15 protein-coding genes and 4 pseudogenes are annotated in these 17,906 nt (G+C 39.4%); 5 read left to right on the forward strand and 14 right to left on the reverse strand.

The features are described from left to right. Nucleotides 1-47: 47 nt before the first annotated feature. Complete coding sequence (locus AC0YN3_RS16575) at nucleotides 48-1,283, forward strand: hypothetical protein (protein ID WP_475776122.1); 1,236 nt, start codon at nucleotides 48-50, stop codon at nucleotides 1,281-1,283. A gap of 315 nt (nucleotides 1,284-1,598) precedes the next feature. After that, a complete protein-coding gene (locus AC0YN3_RS16580; RefSeq protein WP_475776123.1) occupies nucleotides 1,599-2,366 on the forward strand; it encodes a hypothetical protein in 768 nt (255 codons plus the stop codon). A 697-nt stretch (nucleotides 2,367-3,063) separates the two neighbouring features. Here AC0YN3_RS16580 and AC0YN3_RS16585 read toward each other — a convergent pair. From AC0YN3_RS16585 to AC0YN3_RS16610, 6 genes and pseudogenes are all read right to left on the reverse strand, one after another. After that, nucleotides 3,064-3,483, reverse strand: a pseudogene (locus AC0YN3_RS16585) (manganese catalase family protein); the annotation flags it as partial. Between the two features lie 414 nt (nucleotides 3,484-3,897). Further along, nucleotides 3,898-4,572: a DsbA family oxidoreductase gene (locus AC0YN3_RS16590; RefSeq protein ID WP_475776124.1), complete on the reverse strand. Its 675-nt coding sequence runs from the start codon at nucleotides 4,570-4,572 to the stop codon at nucleotides 3,898-3,900. A 169-nt stretch (nucleotides 4,573-4,741) separates the two neighbouring features. Beyond that, nucleotides 4,742-6,016 (reverse strand): MFS transporter, encoded by a 1,275-nt coding sequence (locus AC0YN3_RS16595; protein WP_475776524.1) that lies wholly within the window; start codon nucleotides 6,014-6,016, stop codon nucleotides 4,742-4,744. Next, nucleotides 6,017-6,166, reverse strand: coding sequence for a hypothetical protein (locus AC0YN3_RS16600; RefSeq protein ID WP_475776125.1), 150 nt, complete (start codon nucleotides 6,164-6,166; stop codon nucleotides 6,017-6,019). Nucleotides 6,167-6,289: 123 nt separating this feature from the next. Continuing rightward, complete coding sequence (locus tag AC0YN3_RS16605; protein WP_475776126.1) at nucleotides 6,290-7,303, reverse strand: LLM class flavin-dependent oxidoreductase; 1,014 nt, start codon at nucleotides 7,301-7,303, stop codon at nucleotides 6,290-6,292. Between the two features lie 271 nt (nucleotides 7,304-7,574). Next, complete coding sequence (locus AC0YN3_RS16610) at nucleotides 7,575-7,775, reverse strand: hypothetical protein (protein ID WP_475776127.1); 201 nt, start codon at nucleotides 7,773-7,775, stop codon at nucleotides 7,575-7,577. A gap of 1,113 nt (nucleotides 7,776-8,888) precedes the next feature. On the opposite strand from AC0YN3_RS16610, the gene AC0YN3_RS16615 reads away from it, so the two are divergent. Then, nucleotides 8,889-9,485, forward strand: coding sequence for a nuclear transport factor 2 family protein (locus tag AC0YN3_RS16615; RefSeq protein WP_475776128.1), 597 nt, complete (start codon nucleotides 8,889-8,891; stop codon nucleotides 9,483-9,485). Between the two features lie 156 nt (nucleotides 9,486-9,641). Here AC0YN3_RS16615 and AC0YN3_RS16620 read toward each other — a convergent pair. The 7 genes and pseudogenes from AC0YN3_RS16620 to AC0YN3_RS16650 form a co-directional block, all read right to left on the reverse strand. Then, nucleotides 9,642-9,722 (reverse strand): annotated as a pseudogene (locus tag AC0YN3_RS16620) (pyridine nucleotide-disulfide oxidoreductase); the annotation flags it as partial. A 123-nt stretch (nucleotides 9,723-9,845) separates the two neighbouring features. Further along, nucleotides 9,846-10,511: a cupin domain-containing protein gene (locus tag AC0YN3_RS16625; RefSeq protein WP_183571644.1), complete on the reverse strand. Its 666-nt coding sequence runs from the start codon at nucleotides 10,509-10,511 to the stop codon at nucleotides 9,846-9,848. Nucleotides 10,512-10,729: 218 nt separating this feature from the next. Then, on the reverse strand, nucleotides 10,730-11,173 hold the full coding sequence (locus AC0YN3_RS16630; RefSeq protein WP_475776129.1) for a cupin domain-containing protein: 444 nt from the start codon (nucleotides 11,171-11,173) through the stop codon (nucleotides 10,730-10,732). A gap of 52 nt (nucleotides 11,174-11,225) precedes the next feature. Beyond that, nucleotides 11,226-11,945, reverse strand: a complete 720-nt coding sequence (locus AC0YN3_RS16635) for an alpha/beta fold hydrolase (protein ID WP_475776130.1) — start codon at nucleotides 11,943-11,945, stop codon at nucleotides 11,226-11,228. A 687-nt stretch (nucleotides 11,946-12,632) separates the two neighbouring features. Beyond that, nucleotides 12,633-13,119, reverse strand: a pseudogene (locus AC0YN3_RS16640) (beta-ketoacyl-[acyl-carrier-protein] synthase family protein); the annotation flags it as partial. Between the two features lie 923 nt (nucleotides 13,120-14,042). Then, entirely contained in the window at nucleotides 14,043-14,765 is a 723-nt protein-coding gene (locus AC0YN3_RS16645; RefSeq protein ID WP_183570901.1) for an alpha/beta fold hydrolase, read from the reverse strand. Nucleotides 14,766-14,884: 119 nt separating this feature from the next. Further along, nucleotides 14,885-15,433 carry a 1,2-dihydroxy-3-keto-5-methylthiopentene dioxygenase gene (locus AC0YN3_RS16650; protein WP_475776131.1) on the reverse strand — a complete coding sequence of 183 codons (549 nt, stop codon included), beginning with the start codon at nucleotides 15,431-15,433 and terminating at the stop codon, nucleotides 14,885-14,887. A gap of 808 nt (nucleotides 15,434-16,241) precedes the next feature. Between AC0YN3_RS16650 and AC0YN3_RS16655 the strand changes: the two genes are divergently transcribed. Both AC0YN3_RS16655 and AC0YN3_RS16660 read left to right on the forward strand, forming a co-directional pair. Then, nucleotides 16,242-16,403, forward strand: a complete 162-nt coding sequence (locus tag AC0YN3_RS16655; protein ID WP_475776525.1) for a transposase — start codon at nucleotides 16,242-16,244, stop codon at nucleotides 16,401-16,403. Between the two features lie 425 nt (nucleotides 16,404-16,828). Further along, a complete protein-coding gene (locus AC0YN3_RS16660) occupies nucleotides 16,829-17,269 on the forward strand; it encodes a nuclear transport factor 2 family protein (RefSeq protein ID WP_475776550.1) in 441 nt (146 codons plus the stop codon). Here the strand turns inward: AC0YN3_RS16660 and AC0YN3_RS16665 are convergent. After that, nucleotides 17,155-17,772 (reverse strand): annotated as a pseudogene (locus AC0YN3_RS16665) (flavin reductase family protein). The gene AC0YN3_RS16660 and the pseudogene AC0YN3_RS16665 sit on opposite strands and share 115 nt — an antisense overlap. Nucleotides 17,773-17,906: the final 134 nt, after the last annotated feature.

Genomic DNA, 17,906 nt, shown 5'->3' on the forward strand with positions numbered 1-17,906 from the left:
TAGATCATTTTAAAATAAATAATTTCTATTTAATCTGGGGGGTACTCATGGTTGAAACATTCTCACTTCTAACAGATATACAAAAGCAAAATATAGATTTCGTGCTTCAAAAGGCTGATACACATCATTTGGATAAACTTAGAACACAATATAATGTGCCTCGGGGCAGGTCATTAGATATGACCAGGCAAAATGTCTTTAATATGCTTATGATGGAACAGATACCCATACATGAATTTATGAAATGGTTATCACATGTCCATCTTGATGGTAATAACACCTTATTTGTTTACGAACCAAAAGACACAAATGTCTTCACTCAAAATAAAATTGAACCTATTATAATTAAGCTTCAAAATGAATTGGTTAGTCTATATGATATAAACAACTCTGACTTTCACAATATCAAAATAGTAGATCTTTCTCATATTATTAGTAAGGAGCAATTAATTATCACATTTGCTGCCCCATCACAATTGCAAATTAAAAATAATATTGGAGAATTAGAATTTAAAAACGATATATTTCTCGCATATGTAATCATCGATTATAAGCTAAAACAAATTGTTTTAATGATGCATCCAACTACCAATTTAGCTTCTATTTATGGTGAAGTTAAAGAAAATCATCAACTTGATAAATTAGCTAAAATTTTTATGTTTACTTTTAAAAATAATTTATTTGACTTCGACTCCCTTTATCCTGAATGGGTTGTTGGAGCGCTTTACAAAATAACTAATGAATACTTTCATCATAATAATCCGATAATTACAGAGAAAGTGACTTCTTTTGAAAATAATCACTTAGATACAATAGTAAAAGAGTTCCTTACTATTGATCCAAAATTAAATCGTCAGGATATTATTCTGCGACTCAATAGAGGATTATCTAATTTGTTTGAAAATGAGCTCCTTTCTATACATAAAGCAATACCTAAGGAACATACGTTTGAAGTATTTCTGCAAGAATCCGGAAAAGGAGTTACTGAATTCAAGGCATTCTCAAAAAACAAATCGTTTAAGTTTGCGGAGTCTAGAGAATTAATTAAATTAATGTGGGAAAACGGTAATATTGTTTCACTTGGAATAACAGATAAGACTAAAGATATTAATGGTCTTGACAAGAGTCATCCCTATATAATAAATATTGAGACTGAATACTTTTCATTAAAAAAATATAATACTGCGACAACAGAAAAGGAGGTTGTTGATCGTGTTTTACAAAAACTTATTGATTATAAACAAGAATTTCAACCTTCCCTTGGAGTCGCTGAGGAAGCTTGATTATGAGCTAACAATTCTTCGACCTGACGATATAGTTTCTTCTCAATTAATAGCTATAAGATCAAATATCACAAATAAAATCGTTAAAGACATTTTAATGGATTTAGCTTATGATTCATTGTTAGGTGTGAGATATATTATATTCTGCAATAATACAGACAAAGATATGATTCATGCTTTCGAAGCAGATACTCCAAAAGAAATGAAAAATCTTCTTACAAGTACTCAATGTATCTGTCCCGAATGTGGATTTTCACTCGGCAAAGACGATATAAAAATAGTATTTGTAAAAAAAGAAGTTCAGGTGCACTCTTAATGGAGGATAACTATATTTCCCAACATAAATTTATAAATAATGCTCCCGACCATTATATTTGGCTTCCAATACGTGATAATGAAATTGAACATTATATGCTGTTAATTAACCTTTGTCGAGAAGCAATGCTTACTGGTACGAAAAAGGAAAAAGGAGATACATTAGAGACTTTAATGACATTTGTATATGAACGTTTCAATAACGTAGCTGAAGTTTCTCCTAATACTAATCAAGGTGATAATCAAATTGACCATATACTTGAGTTTTATGATGGTTTCGCTCCTATATTTATTCAAAATTATGTTGGTATGAGAATTATTGGAGAATCAAAGAATCATAACAAATCCATAGGAGTTAGAGAAGTAGCAGATTTAAATGAACTATTACGTTATAAAAGAGCGAATCTTGGTATCTTTTCATCATTTAAAACATTTAGCAGAGGTCATAACGGAAGCCCTTGGCAATACGCAGAAGGAAAGAGAAGAAAGCTTTCACTTTCTAGAAATACTTTCATAATTGGCTTTACATTAGATGAATTAGAATCATTGACTAAAAATAATTTCTATACTCTTTTGAAACATAAGTTTTTTAATCTTATTGATGAAATTAATGATGATTATACTGAAGAGAATTTCAAACTAACATACCATGAAAAGCTTTTTCATTCTTTGCTGCAATTGTTAAAAAATGAAATAATAAATGAAGAACAATTTATTTTAGCAAAAGAAAATTTAACAAAGAAATATGGCTATTTAGATAATGAATAGTTCCAAAATTCTATAAATGATACCTAGTTTTTCATTAAATAAGATGATTATTTATTAACAAGGTGAAACTAAAAAAAACCTCACTAAAATAGTTAAACATCGCTTTAGTGAGGTAAATATCTTATCAGACCGTTTTTACTTAAGGACCCCACTGCTTTCCTTTTGATTGAGCAGTAAAAGCACGATCTCACGATCCGACTCTCCGCACCTTCACTCAAATAGTAGTAATAAACATACACCGCCCTTAATGTATGTTTATGTTAAATATGAAGTTTACTCACTTTATCACCACGTAAGATACTTAGCTATTTTCTATCTTCATCTTTTCCAACTTCTTCTGCTTCTAGCTTTTTAGATCGTTTATGATTAATTTCATCGTTATGGTGCCTCCCAAAAGAATCTAAAATGACGGAAGTCACGATGTCCAACAAGTGATTAACCGATCGCTTTACTCTTTATAACTTAACCTTTTACAGGCTAGTCTATTATTTTCAATAAAAAAAGCCACCTGAAAAGGTGGCTTGCACCCATATAGAGTGCAAAAGTATAGATAGGAGTGGAGAGTCCTGTCCTGAAACTGTAGATTTTAGAGTGATACAAATGCATATGATTGATGCCATTTATGCTGATGACATTAGCTTTCAAATCATATGTCTCTATATTAGAATAGCTAATAAATCATGTCATTTGATGTTTATCATAAAAACCTCCCGCAGCTCCCTGCAGTGGGGTTCCCTCTATTAAATGATTTTCTCAACCCCTTTTCTTTGAGAATCTCCACCGCTTCCCGAAACAGAAGTGAATGCACGATCTCACGCTCCCGAAAAAACATCAATCTGTCCTGTAAATCAACGTCATCCATCAGGTCGATCAGCCATGATAAGTAGCGCGCGCTTTCTCCTCCGCTGCTCCTCATACAGATCCGCAATTGGATTACCTAGCTTGAATACAGGAAATCGTCCATGGAACTCCGTTTGCGTTCTCACAGAACAAAGCGCTGTCGTGGGCAACATAATGTGCGTCTAGACCCGCTTTCTTCAATTGTTCAGGAGTAGCATCTTTTGTTAATTTTGTAGATCATGGTGGCTATCATATCTAGGTGACCAAATTCTTCGGTACACTGATGTTATCAGTGATGATTTTCCTAGACACAGCATGACTTTTCGGTTTTGAAAATTTCGGTATTAATACCTTTTGACTACAAATCGTCAATTCAATAACCATTGTAAGTCTCACGCTAAGTTCAAGATCTACCTCTATAGCCAGCAGGTGGTGTTTTAACTTCAGGGTGGCTTGGAGCAGGAGACGCCGATTTAAAAATAGCAGCATCTACTTCAAATACACCAACAGCAATTTGATTGTTACCGTGAACTTGCACTATTTGGCGAGCATGCTTTGTAAATGGAGCTTGAACTGTAGAACCTCCAAACTCTCCTGTGTTTGCTAAAATAACAGGTTGATACATATGATAATGTAAAGCGGCAACACAAGTTCATTGTGTCAGACAAGGTCTTGTAGCTTAACAAATTCGTCACTGTAAATAACTTTCGTCTTCTTGAGATGCCCTTTCTTCTTCTTCCCAAGACGCTTCAAGTGCTTGGATAAACGTGTCAACAGGATGGGCACCGGAGATGGCATGGCAGTCGTTGATCAAGAAGAAAGGAACAGCTCTCACACCTAATCTTTCAGCCACAAGCTGTTCTAACCGTACCGCATTCTTATAGCGTTTGATATCGAGTAGCATATCCACCGTTTTTTGGCGCTCCAGTCCCGCTTTTTCGGCGAGAGACACAAGCGTTTCATGTTCCCCGATGTGCATGCAATCTGTGAAATAAGCTTTAAATAACAAGTCTAGCACCGCTCCTTCTTTACCGAATTGTTTGGCAAAATGGACAAGGCGGTGTGCGTCTAAGGTGTTAGTGTACTTTACATTCTCGTAGTTAAAAAGTAGTCCTTCTTGTTTTACCGTTTCGGCAACTACGCGACTTTTCCTAGCCATCATCTCCACATAAGTGCTGTGTCTGGCGGCAGCTATTTCGAGGAGATGCTTATTGGGATACACCGGAAATGTTGGATACAATTGGAATCTTCGATAGACTATTTTAATTTGATCACGATGAGCGAACGCCTGTAATCCGGCTTCAAAACGGCGCTTAACGATATAACAAGAGGGACAAATGATATCCGACCACATCTCCACTATCATATTTGTAGCTCCCTTTTTCTATTGTGTTGCTGTATTATTAAGGCTTCAACTAATTCCATAAAATTCCTCGATATAAGGCGCTTAAGGGGTAATTGGAGAAGCAACCTTACCTGTCATTGCTGCATCAAAAACCTCTTCAGAATACGTTAAAGTATATCTTTATCAAGCTTTAACCATGCATTTCTAAAGGAACGGAAGCAGTATTCTTACTCTTACCCCCGCTCATGAAAGCAAGAATTAGCGCAATGATTGCGAAACAGCCGCTTACGATTAATGCAGCGTGGAAACCCAACAACAAGGCCGTGTTTGCCGATTCAATATGCGCCGAAGCGGTAACCGTAGTCGCGACGGTCGCCAGAATGGATAATCCCAAGCTCCCTCCCAATTGCAGGAACGTATTCACGATTCCGCCGGCAATTCCATGTTCTTCGGATTTAACATCTTGAACGGAACCGACGATAACTGCCGTAAAGGACGCGCCAATCGATAATCCGAGCACGATAAAGGCCGGAAGAATAAACAACGCGTAACTTTTATCCATATCCATATTGCTTAACCAGAACATGCCGAGCGCGTTGATGATCTGCGTTACGATTAGGACTCTTTTTGCACCGAATTTACGCATGAAGAACGGCGTGATTTGCGTTACGACGATCGATGTCAAACCCAGCGGCAAGAAGGCCAAGCCGGTAGCTAAAGACGAATAACCAAGCTCGTTGAAATACAACGTCGAGAAATACATGAAGCCCGTCACATAAGAAAACATCAAAAACCCGATAATATTGGACGTTACGAGCGAACGAATCTTGAAGAGACGAAGCGGCATAAGCGGGTTTTTGGCGGATTTTTCTATCAGTACAAATAAGACCAAAACCAATATCCCAACAATCAACATGGCGATCTTCGCTGCCGACCAACTGCCGTCGACATCCGGCATGGAGATGCCATATACCAGAATGAAAATACCCGCCAATACGGAAATCAATCCAAACCAGTCTATGTTTTGTTTAACGACTTTAACAGAAGGACTTACTTTCACGAATAATAATCCGATAATGAGCAAGATGCCAAGCGGCACGTTCAGATAAAACAACGATCTCCAGCCCGCGGAATCTGTTAGTATACCGCCTACTATTGATCCTGCCGCCGCTCCCCCTGAACCTAAAGCTCCAAAAATCCCAAATGCTTTGTTGCGCTGTGGACCGACTGGGAAATTGTTACTAATGAGTGACATCGCCGCGGGGATGGAAAGAGCCGCCCCGATACCTTGGATCGCCCTGCTGGCAATCAACCAAACCGAATTTGTTGCCAAGGCGCCTGCCAGAGAAGCTAGCGCGAAGATGGTCAAACCAATCATTAATACGCGTTTTCTTCCAAGTAAATCACTTGCTCGTCCTCCTATCATCAAAAAACAAGCGAACGTCAGTACATAAGAAGTTACAATCTATTGCAAATCGTTCGACTGCATATGAAGTGCCGTTTGAATGGAGGGGAGCGCTACAACGACCGTTGAACTATTCATGACCTCGATAAACTGAGCCAAACAAACGATAATTAGCAAAAACATATTCGATTTCGAAATTTTATCACTCACTTTTATTCCACTCCTATTTTTATCTATATATGACTTGAGAACCGAGAAATACTTTCGTTCTATAGTGCTCAAGAGAAATGCTGCTTTTCCACAGCTTCCGATCTTTAACGATCTTAGACTGATTTAATCTAGTAATTCAGCAATAATTTCAAAATTGCGCAGCCGATCTTTATGATGGAAAATTTGAGTCGTCATAATGATTTCGTCAGCTTGCGTATCACGAATTAGTTTCTGCATGCTAGTTTTCAAATGATCCGGATCTCCGATCGTTAAGCTGCGATACATCGAATTACGCTCAAGCATAAAAATTTCCACCTCGGTGGCTACCTGACGCATATCTTCAACCGGTGGCATGAGAGGCGTCATTCGCCCACTTAACACAGCCAAATACATTTGTTTCTGTGTAGAGGCCAAATAATGTGCACGTTCATTCGAATCAGCGACTGTCACATTCATCCCGACCATAACATGAGGTTTGCTCAAGACACTTGATGGCTTGAATAATTGTCGATACAAACGAACAGCTGGTATAGTGAAATCGGCAGCAACATGGTTAGCAAAAGAAAATGGCAAACCTAATTCTGCTGCAAGCCTAGCGCTAAAATCACTTGAACCTAGAAGCCAAATCGGAACTGCAAGTCCTGTCCCCGGGTATGCTCGTACTTTAGCCAAGGCATCATCTTGAAAATACCCTCTCAATTCTCGCAGCAGTTCAGGGAAGTCTTCACCGTTTGTATGAACTCTCCGAAGAGCATCTGACGCGGCCGAGTCACTGCCAGGGGCTCGACCTAGGCCCAGATCAATTCGACCAGGATACATGGATTCCAAGGTTCCGAACTGCTCTGCGATCACTAAGGGAGCATGATTAGATAGCATAATGCCTCCCGAACCAACACGAATTCGTTTAGTCCCTGCTGCAATAAATCCCATCACAACGGATGTAGCTGCGCTCGCCATTGCGGGAATGTTATGATGCTCAGTTAACCAAAATCGGTAATATCCCCAGTCTTCTGCTTTTTGTGCCAAATCCAAGCTGTTCCTAAACGTTTCATTCGCATTACCACCAAGAACAATATTGGTAGTGTCAAGAATGGATATGGGAACACCTTGAAATGATCTGGTATATGATGAATCCATAATTATATCCCCCTCATCTAAACCTTTTGTAAAGCTCGATGTATGATATTTAGATTCTCGCTTCATTATTGAAAAGACATCGGAATACTATTAACAGGCGAGACATAGCTGCTCAAATAGGAGAACCCTTCTCATTTAATACAGGATACAAATTGTTTCCAATTGCCATTAAGTTATTTCCAATTACAATTCTTCAATTACTATCTCATATTCGCCGGGATACAAAGTTAGTTCATTACCGTTCCTTAGTCTTAGGACCAACAATGATTTCCTAAACAACATCGAATTCTATACCGATGGAATCAGTAATATCTGAAGCGTTATCCCAAGCAGGCCTATTAGCCATAATTCGGACCTTCTTGACCGAGCTTAATGTAGCCCGTTTCCGGCCTGTATGGATGTTTTTACTTTCTGCAACAGAAAACTTTGCTCTCGCCAAACCGATTGCGATGTTGCCTTCATTATAGGACATATCGTCACATCCTTTGTTTTCATGACAAAACTAGTCATAAGCAATTCCCATTCTATTTAAAACCTTCCATAATACCGCGGTTACCTACTCACTCGCCAATTATCCAAATACTGTGCACAGTAGTGTTTTCCCATCACAACTTGGCTTTATTTTAGAAGCCTTCATACGTGAATTACCACTCTCATTAGGATTGTAAGTGAAGCTTCAATTGCCTCGGAGACAACTATAGCAGGTATTTATCTTTTTCATAAGAAGGCTATTTTTTTTAATATGCTTTATAAAAATAAACTGTTGCTAGTAATGCTCCTAAGTCGTAATATACAAATTTTGTCGGGATAGAATTTCTGTCAAGTAATTCTATTTAGCAATCAGACTTTCGAACTGAAATATCGGTCACGTACTAGATCCCAGGTCGAACGGTCATGCTACTGTTAAAGCCTTATCATCGTTTGCTTGCTTCTTAATAGTTTTTATTTATCCTCTCCACTCGGCTAAACCTTTCGCGTGACTTTCATTAATCGGACATTTTGTCTTCAAGAAAAGATCTTCATTCTTCAAAAAGAACTTTTCCACGTATAACTTCTGCCCTAGAAGCGGTCTATGTTTAGCTTGAAAGTTGCTTAATTATAGCTAGGCGTACGACTTTATTTTTTTAAACCATATTTATAAAAATAGCCTTCTTATAAAGAATAAGAATACCTGTTATAGTTTTTTCCAGGCCATTGAAGTCTCACTTACCCAGTCTGAAGAGAAGAGGTTATTCGCATGTAGCCAAAAAAGAACATCCAGATTCTTGCATCTATTCATCAATGTTCAGCTCGTGACTCAAAGTATCATGGTAATGATTTCTATACTAAAATTAGAAGGGGATTGACATATTATGACCAACTCGACAAATACTGAGCAGGAAAATCTAAAACTAGACCTACTCACCTAGAACAAAACCGTGAAACGTATAGAAGAGTGAATGGCGCCTGGAAAATCAGTTCCACAGTACTAACGCGCTTCAGGATGGATTCTCTTAAGAACTGGGATCCGAGTACCCTGTTACTGGCAAGTAACCCCCGCAAGGAAACATAAATAACAAACAACAAAAAAGGACGTGACCACCATATGTTGAAGAAAAAAAAGCTTTTGATTTTGGGTGTAGCCATTCTGGCAGTCATGATTACGGGATGCGCGAAACAAAATAATCAAGCACATCAGAAAGCTCAGACGGAAGCAGTGAATATTACTGGACTCGAAACGGCAACCTATCAACGCTTGGATGATATTGAACAAATTAAACAATTAAAAGCCCGATATTTCCGTTTTGTTGATGAGAAAAAATGGACAGAATTTGGAGACATCTTTACGGCTGATGCCAAAATTATTTCGGAAGGCGTGGATTATTCCAAAGGTGGTGGGCAAGCTTACGGGAAGATGATTGGAGACTTAGTGGGTAAAGCGCCTACGGTTCATCACGGATACATGCCTGAGATCGAAATAATCGACAAGGATCATGCCAAGGGTATTTGGGCAATGGAGGATTTGTTGACCTTTCCTGATGCCAAAGATGCATATCCTGGACATCACGGGTACGGACAATATCACGAAACATATAAAAAAGTAAACGGTGTCTGGAAAATCAGCTCCACGGAACTAACAAGATTCCGCATGGACCCTCTTAAGAACTGGGATCCGAATACGGATCCTGTAACTGGCAAATAATCCAGTGACAAATTAGATGAAAGAACTAGTAAACCCTTTGGATATCCAAGGGGGTTACTTGTTTTATTTTATTTCAAGAATTCAGTCCGACACAAAAAGACCATTCTCGGTAAGAATGGCCATTAGTAAATTCAATTATTAGTAGGAACTTCTCCATTATGTTGCTTTTAATACATCATGATCAACATATCTCTCGCCGTTTAATTCGCTTATAACATTTATAGCGACTTTTGCTCCATAAACGAACCAGTAGGTTTACCTAGATAATTGTATCTCCCATGGCTTATACATATTATGAAAAATTGTATTAACGCTCTCTTTTCATTCATAGAAAATGCCCTTTTGGAAATATTTTCATGTCTATCCCTGTTGATTATATCCGTTGCCGATACCGGGGTATGAAGATTTCCGCGCCCCATATACCGGATAATTGACTTGCATATGTTGCTCCACCTGCGGTGGGTAACTATCAGTTCTCGGCAAATGTTGATTCACGCAATTGGCCGGTGGACCAATCGTAGTCGTACTCTTGATTGGTGCTAACGCCTGTGTCACCAACGCCTGATCTAGACAATACGTGTGGGCGAGCATATTTCTCGGGGCCAGCCTAAGGAAGTCAGAAACCGCGATGAATTCCGGTACTGGTGCGTCGAAGATGGCGAGCAAATGCGTGTCGTCTTCCGTAGCCATCTCCCAATGGAACCACCCCTGGGGAATATTAGTTACCTGACCAGGTGTTATATTGTAGTTAAGCACGGTTTTGGTAAATGGATTCAGAATCGACACGACTGCTGCACCTCGAATACAATAGACCAGCTCAGAGGCGTTCTGATGAATATGAGGCTCGATTACATTCGCTTTAGATAAGTAGATGTCGAGCAGAGATACGTTGCCCAGAGTATTGAGTTGCTGAATTCCCAAGGCGTTAATAAAATTGTTCGCATCCTTTGTGAATGTACGATTGTTCTTCAGATCGTAGAAATATTGTACGTTTGGAGAATTGAAATCCAAGTAGGATACTGCCATAAGCAAACCTCCCGATTGTTGTTTCATCTTTACTAAACGTATTCCACTGTATCTATAACCATGACTAATGAATTGCGTAATGGCATGTTTAAATGCTAATAATATGTTTATTGAATTTTTTTTCAATTAATTAACGACGAAAAATGCCAGCATAAGTCTCACTGACATTTTCCGCGCCTAAGTTTTGCTTCGTAAGGTTCTAGATAACAGCTTGATTATTAAACAACCATTGGAGGCCCAATAATCACTGTGTCATTTTCCGAAGCGATTTTAACAATTTCCTCTAGCGAATGACGACCGATTTCAGGGAAGAAGTCTTCGATTCCGCCCGGCGTGAAGATGAACAGAATCCGCCCCATATTAGCTCCTAAGTTAGCCCAAGCGTGAGGTACGCCGCGGGGAACCAAGACACTCGTTCCAGGAGTAGCATCAAATTCTTCATCGCCAACTTGAAAACGGAAAGTGCCTTCAAGAATTTCAAACGTTTCTTCGCGTTCGTTATGGAAATGCTTCGGCGGTCCCATTAGAGACGGTACACGTGCTTCAACGATAGATAGTGCTCCGCCAACTTGATTGCTGTGAAGACGCACTGCCATCTGCTCACCTGGCATTGTGTCGAACCATACAAGATCCTTAGTATAATTAACAACTGGTTTACTCATTTTTCATTCTCCTTTAATCTCATTTTATATTTCTTTTAGCTGCCATCAACAATTAAGCTAGACTCAGTAGATTAACTGACAATTCTTCTGGGTGCGAATAAAATGAAGAATGGTCTGTGTCCATGGTAATGACTTGTTCGCAAGGCATTTTGGCATACATGGCTCTTTGCAGTTTGATTGGAATGGCTTTATCTCTTAGCCCTTCGATGTATACGCGAGGTACTGAACCGAATCTTTCCTCTGTTACCTGGACAGGCGTAACCGATGGGATCAGCGGCTCTTTAACAAGCTTTGATTTAGCATACTGAAAGTCCTCTTCGGAACAATCGGCATAGAAATGGGAATAGATCGCTTCATCATTTAGACCAATGTACGTTTGAGCCTCGTCAATGTAAACTGCAGTAGGAGCGTCATCGCCAAGATCAACGATACCGAACGCATCGAACAATGACTGACCATTATCCGGAAGGAACGCGCACAGATAAACAAGCTTCTCGATTTTCTCAGGGAAGTACTCAGCGGTCTGGCTTATGACTACCCCAGCCATGCTGTGTCCAATAAGAATGACTTTCTCGGATTCTTTATCCAAAACTGCACTTAGACAGTCCGTATAACTTTTCAAGTTAACTTCGGTAAGCGGCGTATGATCTATGTCATGCCCAGGCAAGTCAACGGCAATTGCCCGATGTCCTGCTTCTTCTAGCATGGGAACTATTCTTTCCCAACACCATGCTCCGTGCCACGATCCATGTACCAAAACAAATGTACTCATTACTATCTCTCCAATTATCCCGGCAAATCCTTTGTATGGATCACCTTTAAAATTTCATATCTTTGGCTGCAACCATCTAAATGGCCCCGCAAGGCCATAACTCTGTCGGATTTTGTTCTTTGCTATTATCCATCAACGTGAAAAAATACGGTTTTATGCCGGTATGGGTATGACGTCGCCGGCTTCAAGTTCGACTTTCGAAGTAGCCGATGTATAGCTTCAATGGTCTCCATTGTTACCTATCAGTGTTAACCGGATCTCCCTCCGGTTGCCAAATCCATTACTTGCGAAGAGTTTCCAGCGAATCGAGAAAACGTTCTTGCTGGGGGCTTGATTATGCATTCTTGCGACTATCGCGACTTCAGCCACTGTTGCTAGGATCGATAACCAAATTACAGCACAGTCTTATATTTAATTGTTGATCATCTATGATTCCTACTAAAAAGAGGTAGATTTTGATTCTATGCCTGCATATATGAACAACCTCTTCTCCGTCAGGATAGTAATTGAAAATTCAATTGCCTCGGTGACAACTATAGCAGGTATTTATTTTTTTCATAAGGAGGCTAATTTTTAATATATGCTTTAGAAAAGTAAAGTTATGCACCTTGCATTAATTTAAAGTTTAAGTTAGATACAAGAAATCAGCTTAGGGCTTGGATTTTACTCGTCAAACCTTTTTAATGATTACATGTAGGATTGTAGGGCGATCACTGCATTATGTCCCCCAAACCCGAAAGAGTTAGATAGACCAATTTTAAGTTTTATTTCTCTTGCTCGATTAGGCACATAATCCAAATCGCATTCCGAATCTTGATGATCGTGGTTTATTGTCGGTGGAATGATATTGTTCTGAAGCGACTTAATCAAGGCTATTGCTTCCAATACGCTTGAGGCACCCATTGAATGACCAGTCATCGATTTATTTTTAGTTATCGGTATATGAGCTGCACTTGCTCCAAGTAGTTTTTTTATAGCAAGTGTTTCGATGCGATCCCCGACTTTCGTGCTGGTAGCATGAGCGCTAATCACATCTGTTTCTTCAAGGCGGATCCCTGCCTCCTGTATCGCCAACTTCATGGTTATTTGCACCTATGCCTTCAGGGAGAGGCATAACCATATGGTAAATATCAGAGCTTGTTCAATAGCCTATAACTTCTGCATGTATACTTGCTTAGTATCTTGTTTACTTGAATAAATTAAAAAAATAGACCATTCTCGGTATGAATGGTCTTCAAAAAGTTCAATGCAGGAATTCGTTCTCCATTAGGTTGCTTTTAAATAAAACATTGAAAATATATCTTTCGCCATTTAGTTCACTAATCATATGATCCGTCTCCGGCAGTAATGATGTATGAACACTTACACCTTCTATAATTGAATTTTTTCTACGAGGTTCTGTTTCTTAAATGCAAACGAACTTCATCATACATAAAGTTTTCTTGTCTTTCCTACTTTGGCACAGACAATAAGTTCATACTTAGATCTATCTATTTTCTTATCTTCAAATCAGATCCTATAAGACTTTTGGCATTAACAAGGGATTCTGAAGCTGTTTCCAACCCAATATATTGGCAATTACCCCGACTACATAGCCCGATTAGAATAGCTACTTTATTCGTCAATGGATATCGCCCAAAACAGAATTCCAACGGTCCCTCTTTTAATTCTATGTATCCAACCGGCTCAACAACACCAGTCAGGCAAACCGGACAATTGCAGTTTATCATATGGTACGTCCTCCCTTTCAATTTTTAAAGTAGCTCCTAACTCCCTACCAATATTCCAGAGTATAATGACTAAGGCGGCCCTAATTTCCTCGGCTTTAACTATATCAGGTATTCAATTTTACTATAAGGAGTGTATTTTTTTAAACATGCTTTAGAAAAGTAAAGTTTCATGCCAGAAATAAACAAGTAGAGCGCTCACCATTTTGGTTAGCGCTCTACTTGTTTACCATCGATTCAATGAACATTAGACAGGCTTAGTTGCGAGTGCAGATTTCGATTACTACTTATTTGGGAAATTTCACACCAGTCAAACTTTCACTAAGAAATTTTCAATTATCTATTTGCGCCAAGCTGTTCACCGGCTCGTCTAAAATGTTAACTGAATTAAATGAGAACACAATTCCTCCGTGTGTGAAAAGAATGGCGAGTGGTCTGAGTCCATGGTAATAACCTGATTGCACGGAGACACGGTATACATATCTCTTTGTAAGCTAATAGAAATAGCTTTATCCTTTAAAGTCTCTATATAGACACGAGGTATCATGCCAAATCTTGCGTCCGTGAGATTCACTGGGGTAAAAAATGGTGCCAGCGGCTCGAGACAAAGTTTTTCTTTTGCTTTAATTACGTCTTCTTCGGAGCAATCGCCATAGAAAGAATCCTTTATCAGTTCGTCTTTAATATCCATGAACGTTTGATCCTCACTTATGATAACAATGGAAGGAGATTCTTTTTCTTTTTTCTCATTTTGAGAAATTTGAAGCAAGGTCTGACCATTTACCGGAAGATAAGCACATAAATAAACTAGCTTCTCAATTTTTTCAGGGAAATACTCAGCGGTTTGGGTTATGACTACCCCTGCCATGCTGTGTCCAACCAGAATGACCTTCTCGGATTCTTTATCCAAAACTGCACTTAGACAGTCTGTATAACTTTTCAAGTTAACTTCGGTAAGAGGCGTATGGTCCTTGCCGTGTGCAGGTAAGTCAATGACAATTACCCGATGTCCTGCTTCTTCCAGAATGGGAACGATTCTTTCCCAACACCATGCTCCGTGCCACGATCCATGTACCAAAACAAATGTACTCATTATTAACTCTCCTATTATCCCGGTTAATCTCTTTTACTGATCAGTGGTGAAATTTCAAATCATTTATTATATCCATTTAGCTGGCCACGTAAGAGGCTACTGAATGAATTGTGCTGTAATTAGGCATTAGTCTTCACAAACTCAGGATCGTTGTAAGGAGAAGCTACCCAGCCTTCCGTCTCGATGAAGAGGCGAACTGCTACGATTTTGCGGTTGTCCATGAGCGTGAAGAAATGTGGTTTCAATTCCGGTACGGAGATGACGTCGCCTGCCTCAAGCTCGACGTCGAAGTAACCTGTATCGTCCGTGCCTTTGATAATAAAGATTCCTTTGCCCGCTGTGATGGCGCGAATTTCATCTTCAGAATGCGTGTGTACTGCTTCGAATTTTTGCAGAAGCTCATCCAAGTTAGGTGTCGCCTCGGACAAGGTGATAACGTCCCAGATCTTGTAGCCGCGTCGAACGGCCAGATCTTTAATCTCGGAATCGTAGGTCGCGAGAATTTGCTGCTTCTCTTCGTCGCTCAGCGCATATTTTTCTTTAAGTTCTTCCGAGAGCTTGTCAGCATCCCAGTGCTCATACAGAATTTCCTGCTTTTCCAGAAAATCAACCACTTGATCCTCAGCTTCAATTCGCTCGTTTGTATTGTGAACTCGAATTTGTGCCACGAGTATTCCTTCTCTCTTTTACAAATTTAAAAGTGACTGGTTGACTCAGTATCCCCTCACGAATGCATGATTGTTTGGATTAAACGTATCCCTCCTTCTGATTAATTACTGTTTAAAAGAATAAATCCTTAAAAACCCTTAGTTTTAATTCAAATGGCTCGGAGACAACTATAGCAGATATATATTTTTTTCATAAGGAGGCTAATTTTTAATATATGCTTTAGAAAAGTAAAGTTATGCTCCCTTTTTTCCTTTGGGAGAAACATGTACAATTCTCTTTCAGTCTTTGTATAAAATAGGCGCAGAAATTTTAATTATGCCTCCGCAAGTGAGCTTTCAAAATGTTTGAATCAAATCCAAATTATATATCATCGATCTCGTCAATGAAAATTTCGGTTCGATCGCACATTCTTGTAGCTGTTTCATGGCATAGAGGAACAACTCACAGGATAGACTTTAAACATTCACCTGACACAGATTTCCCGTTCTTCTCTGCACTTCGATAGTAGAATCTGCAACGGCAGGCGGCTTCTCTAACAGAAAGAGAGAGCCTTGCTCCATCGCATTGATACTCATAGGCGCATGCAAGGGGATCGGTGTTGGAATAACAACGATATCCACTTCCTAATGGCAGCGTTGCATCTCCGATAATCATCAAAGTAAATGGATCCTTGAGATATTAGTAGATCATGCTTTTCTTTATAAAATGCAGGATGGATTTTGGCAAAAGCCGTTCACCTCAAAAAACCTTGGACGGAAAGGGCTGCATTGGTTTTGAACATGAATGCTGCCGATGCCGCCTATCCCGATGATTGCAAATCTAAATTCGCGCTCTGAAATTGGAACAAACATTAAAGAGCAGTTTCCAACTGCGGCTCACTTGTGTTCTTGGGCAGCAGTTATACCCAGACATAATGAGAGCGCAGGCAAAGGAAGTCTTCTAAAGGTAAGGAAGGAAACAAATATTTGAAGTCTGCCCTAACAGAGGCCGCACAATCCGTAGGTTCCTCTAAAAACTATCTTGGCGTTGTTGCATTTGATCATCAATGAACCAGCTTATGACTCAAAGTATCTGGTTATCGTTTCCACACTAAAATTAGAAAGGGATTGACATATTAAGACCAACACGAAAAATTATGACAAGAAAATTTAATAATTAGAATTACTCAACTAGAACAAAAGTTCCGACAATCAGAAGATATCGAGGAGATCGAAAAACTGAAAACTCGATATCTCCGTTTTGTCGATTAAAAAATTGTGGGGGATTTGGGAATCCTTTCACGACTGATGCCACACTTATTTCTCAGGGCCAAGATTTTTCTGCTGGGGGAGGTCAAGCTTATGGGAAAATGATCGGAGGTTTGGGGTAAAGCACCTACGGTCCACCATGGACATATGCCCAGGACGCGATTCCAGATAGATCCTCTTAAAAACTGGGATCCGAATATAGAGCCTGTTACTGGCAAGGAGAAAAAGTGGACGGAATTTGGAGATATTTTTACACCTGATGCTAAAATTATTTCGGAAGGCGTGGATTATTCCAAAGATGGCGGGGCTGCTTACGGGAAAATGATTGGGGATCTAGTGGGTAAAGCGCCTACGGTTCACCACGGATATATGCCTGAGATTGTCTGGCAAGTAATGCCGCGACAAACATGTAAAAAGAATATAGTAACGCCCTCTGAATATCCAAAGGGCGTTACTTCATTCTTCTTTGTATTTCACCGATCCAATCCGAACACCGGTGCTAATTTTGATACGGATAATTGCTCGGTTAGATCAAAATATTCACAAAAATTCATAATTATTGGATGCCATTTGGAAGGATCAACATGATTTGAATTAGAATCTTTTAGAAGGTCATCTTCGATATGAACTCTATCTATTCGTACTTCAATGGAGACAAGGGAACTCGGTTCTTCGAATGGATACAGCTTCACTAATGTGGCTTCCAGATGTACAGGGCATTCTTTGACACGTGGCGCTCGTACACATTGTGACGGAAGTTCGGTTAACTCTGCAATTCCAAATTTATCAGCCTGATACTGATAGCCTCTCAGTAATTTCGATTCAGGCACTGGATTTCTACCTGTTAACAGTGTTAGACGATTAATCGCAGGAATCAAATCGATTGACGGGAGATTAAGTACACACTCCTGCTCACGGATTAAGTTTTGGACAGTCTGCGACTTGCTGCTCAACCCGAGCATTCAAGATTGATTGAGCCACCAGGCAGAGGACATAGGTGCCAAATTGGGTGTACCGTCTTCATTTAATGTACTGATAAGCACCACAGAGGTTCCGAAGTAAAGCACTTTAGGCTTGATTACCTTATGCATGATGGCGACAATTCCTCTCTAAAAGGACTATTTTTGATAACTATATCACAGACCTAAGTTTGTGATATAGAGATAAGGAATAAGACAGCAAGATTGCAAAATAACCATTCTCGGTAAGAATGGCCATTAATAAA

It is taken from the genome of Paenibacillus sp. J22R232 (genome assembly GCF_056269165.1).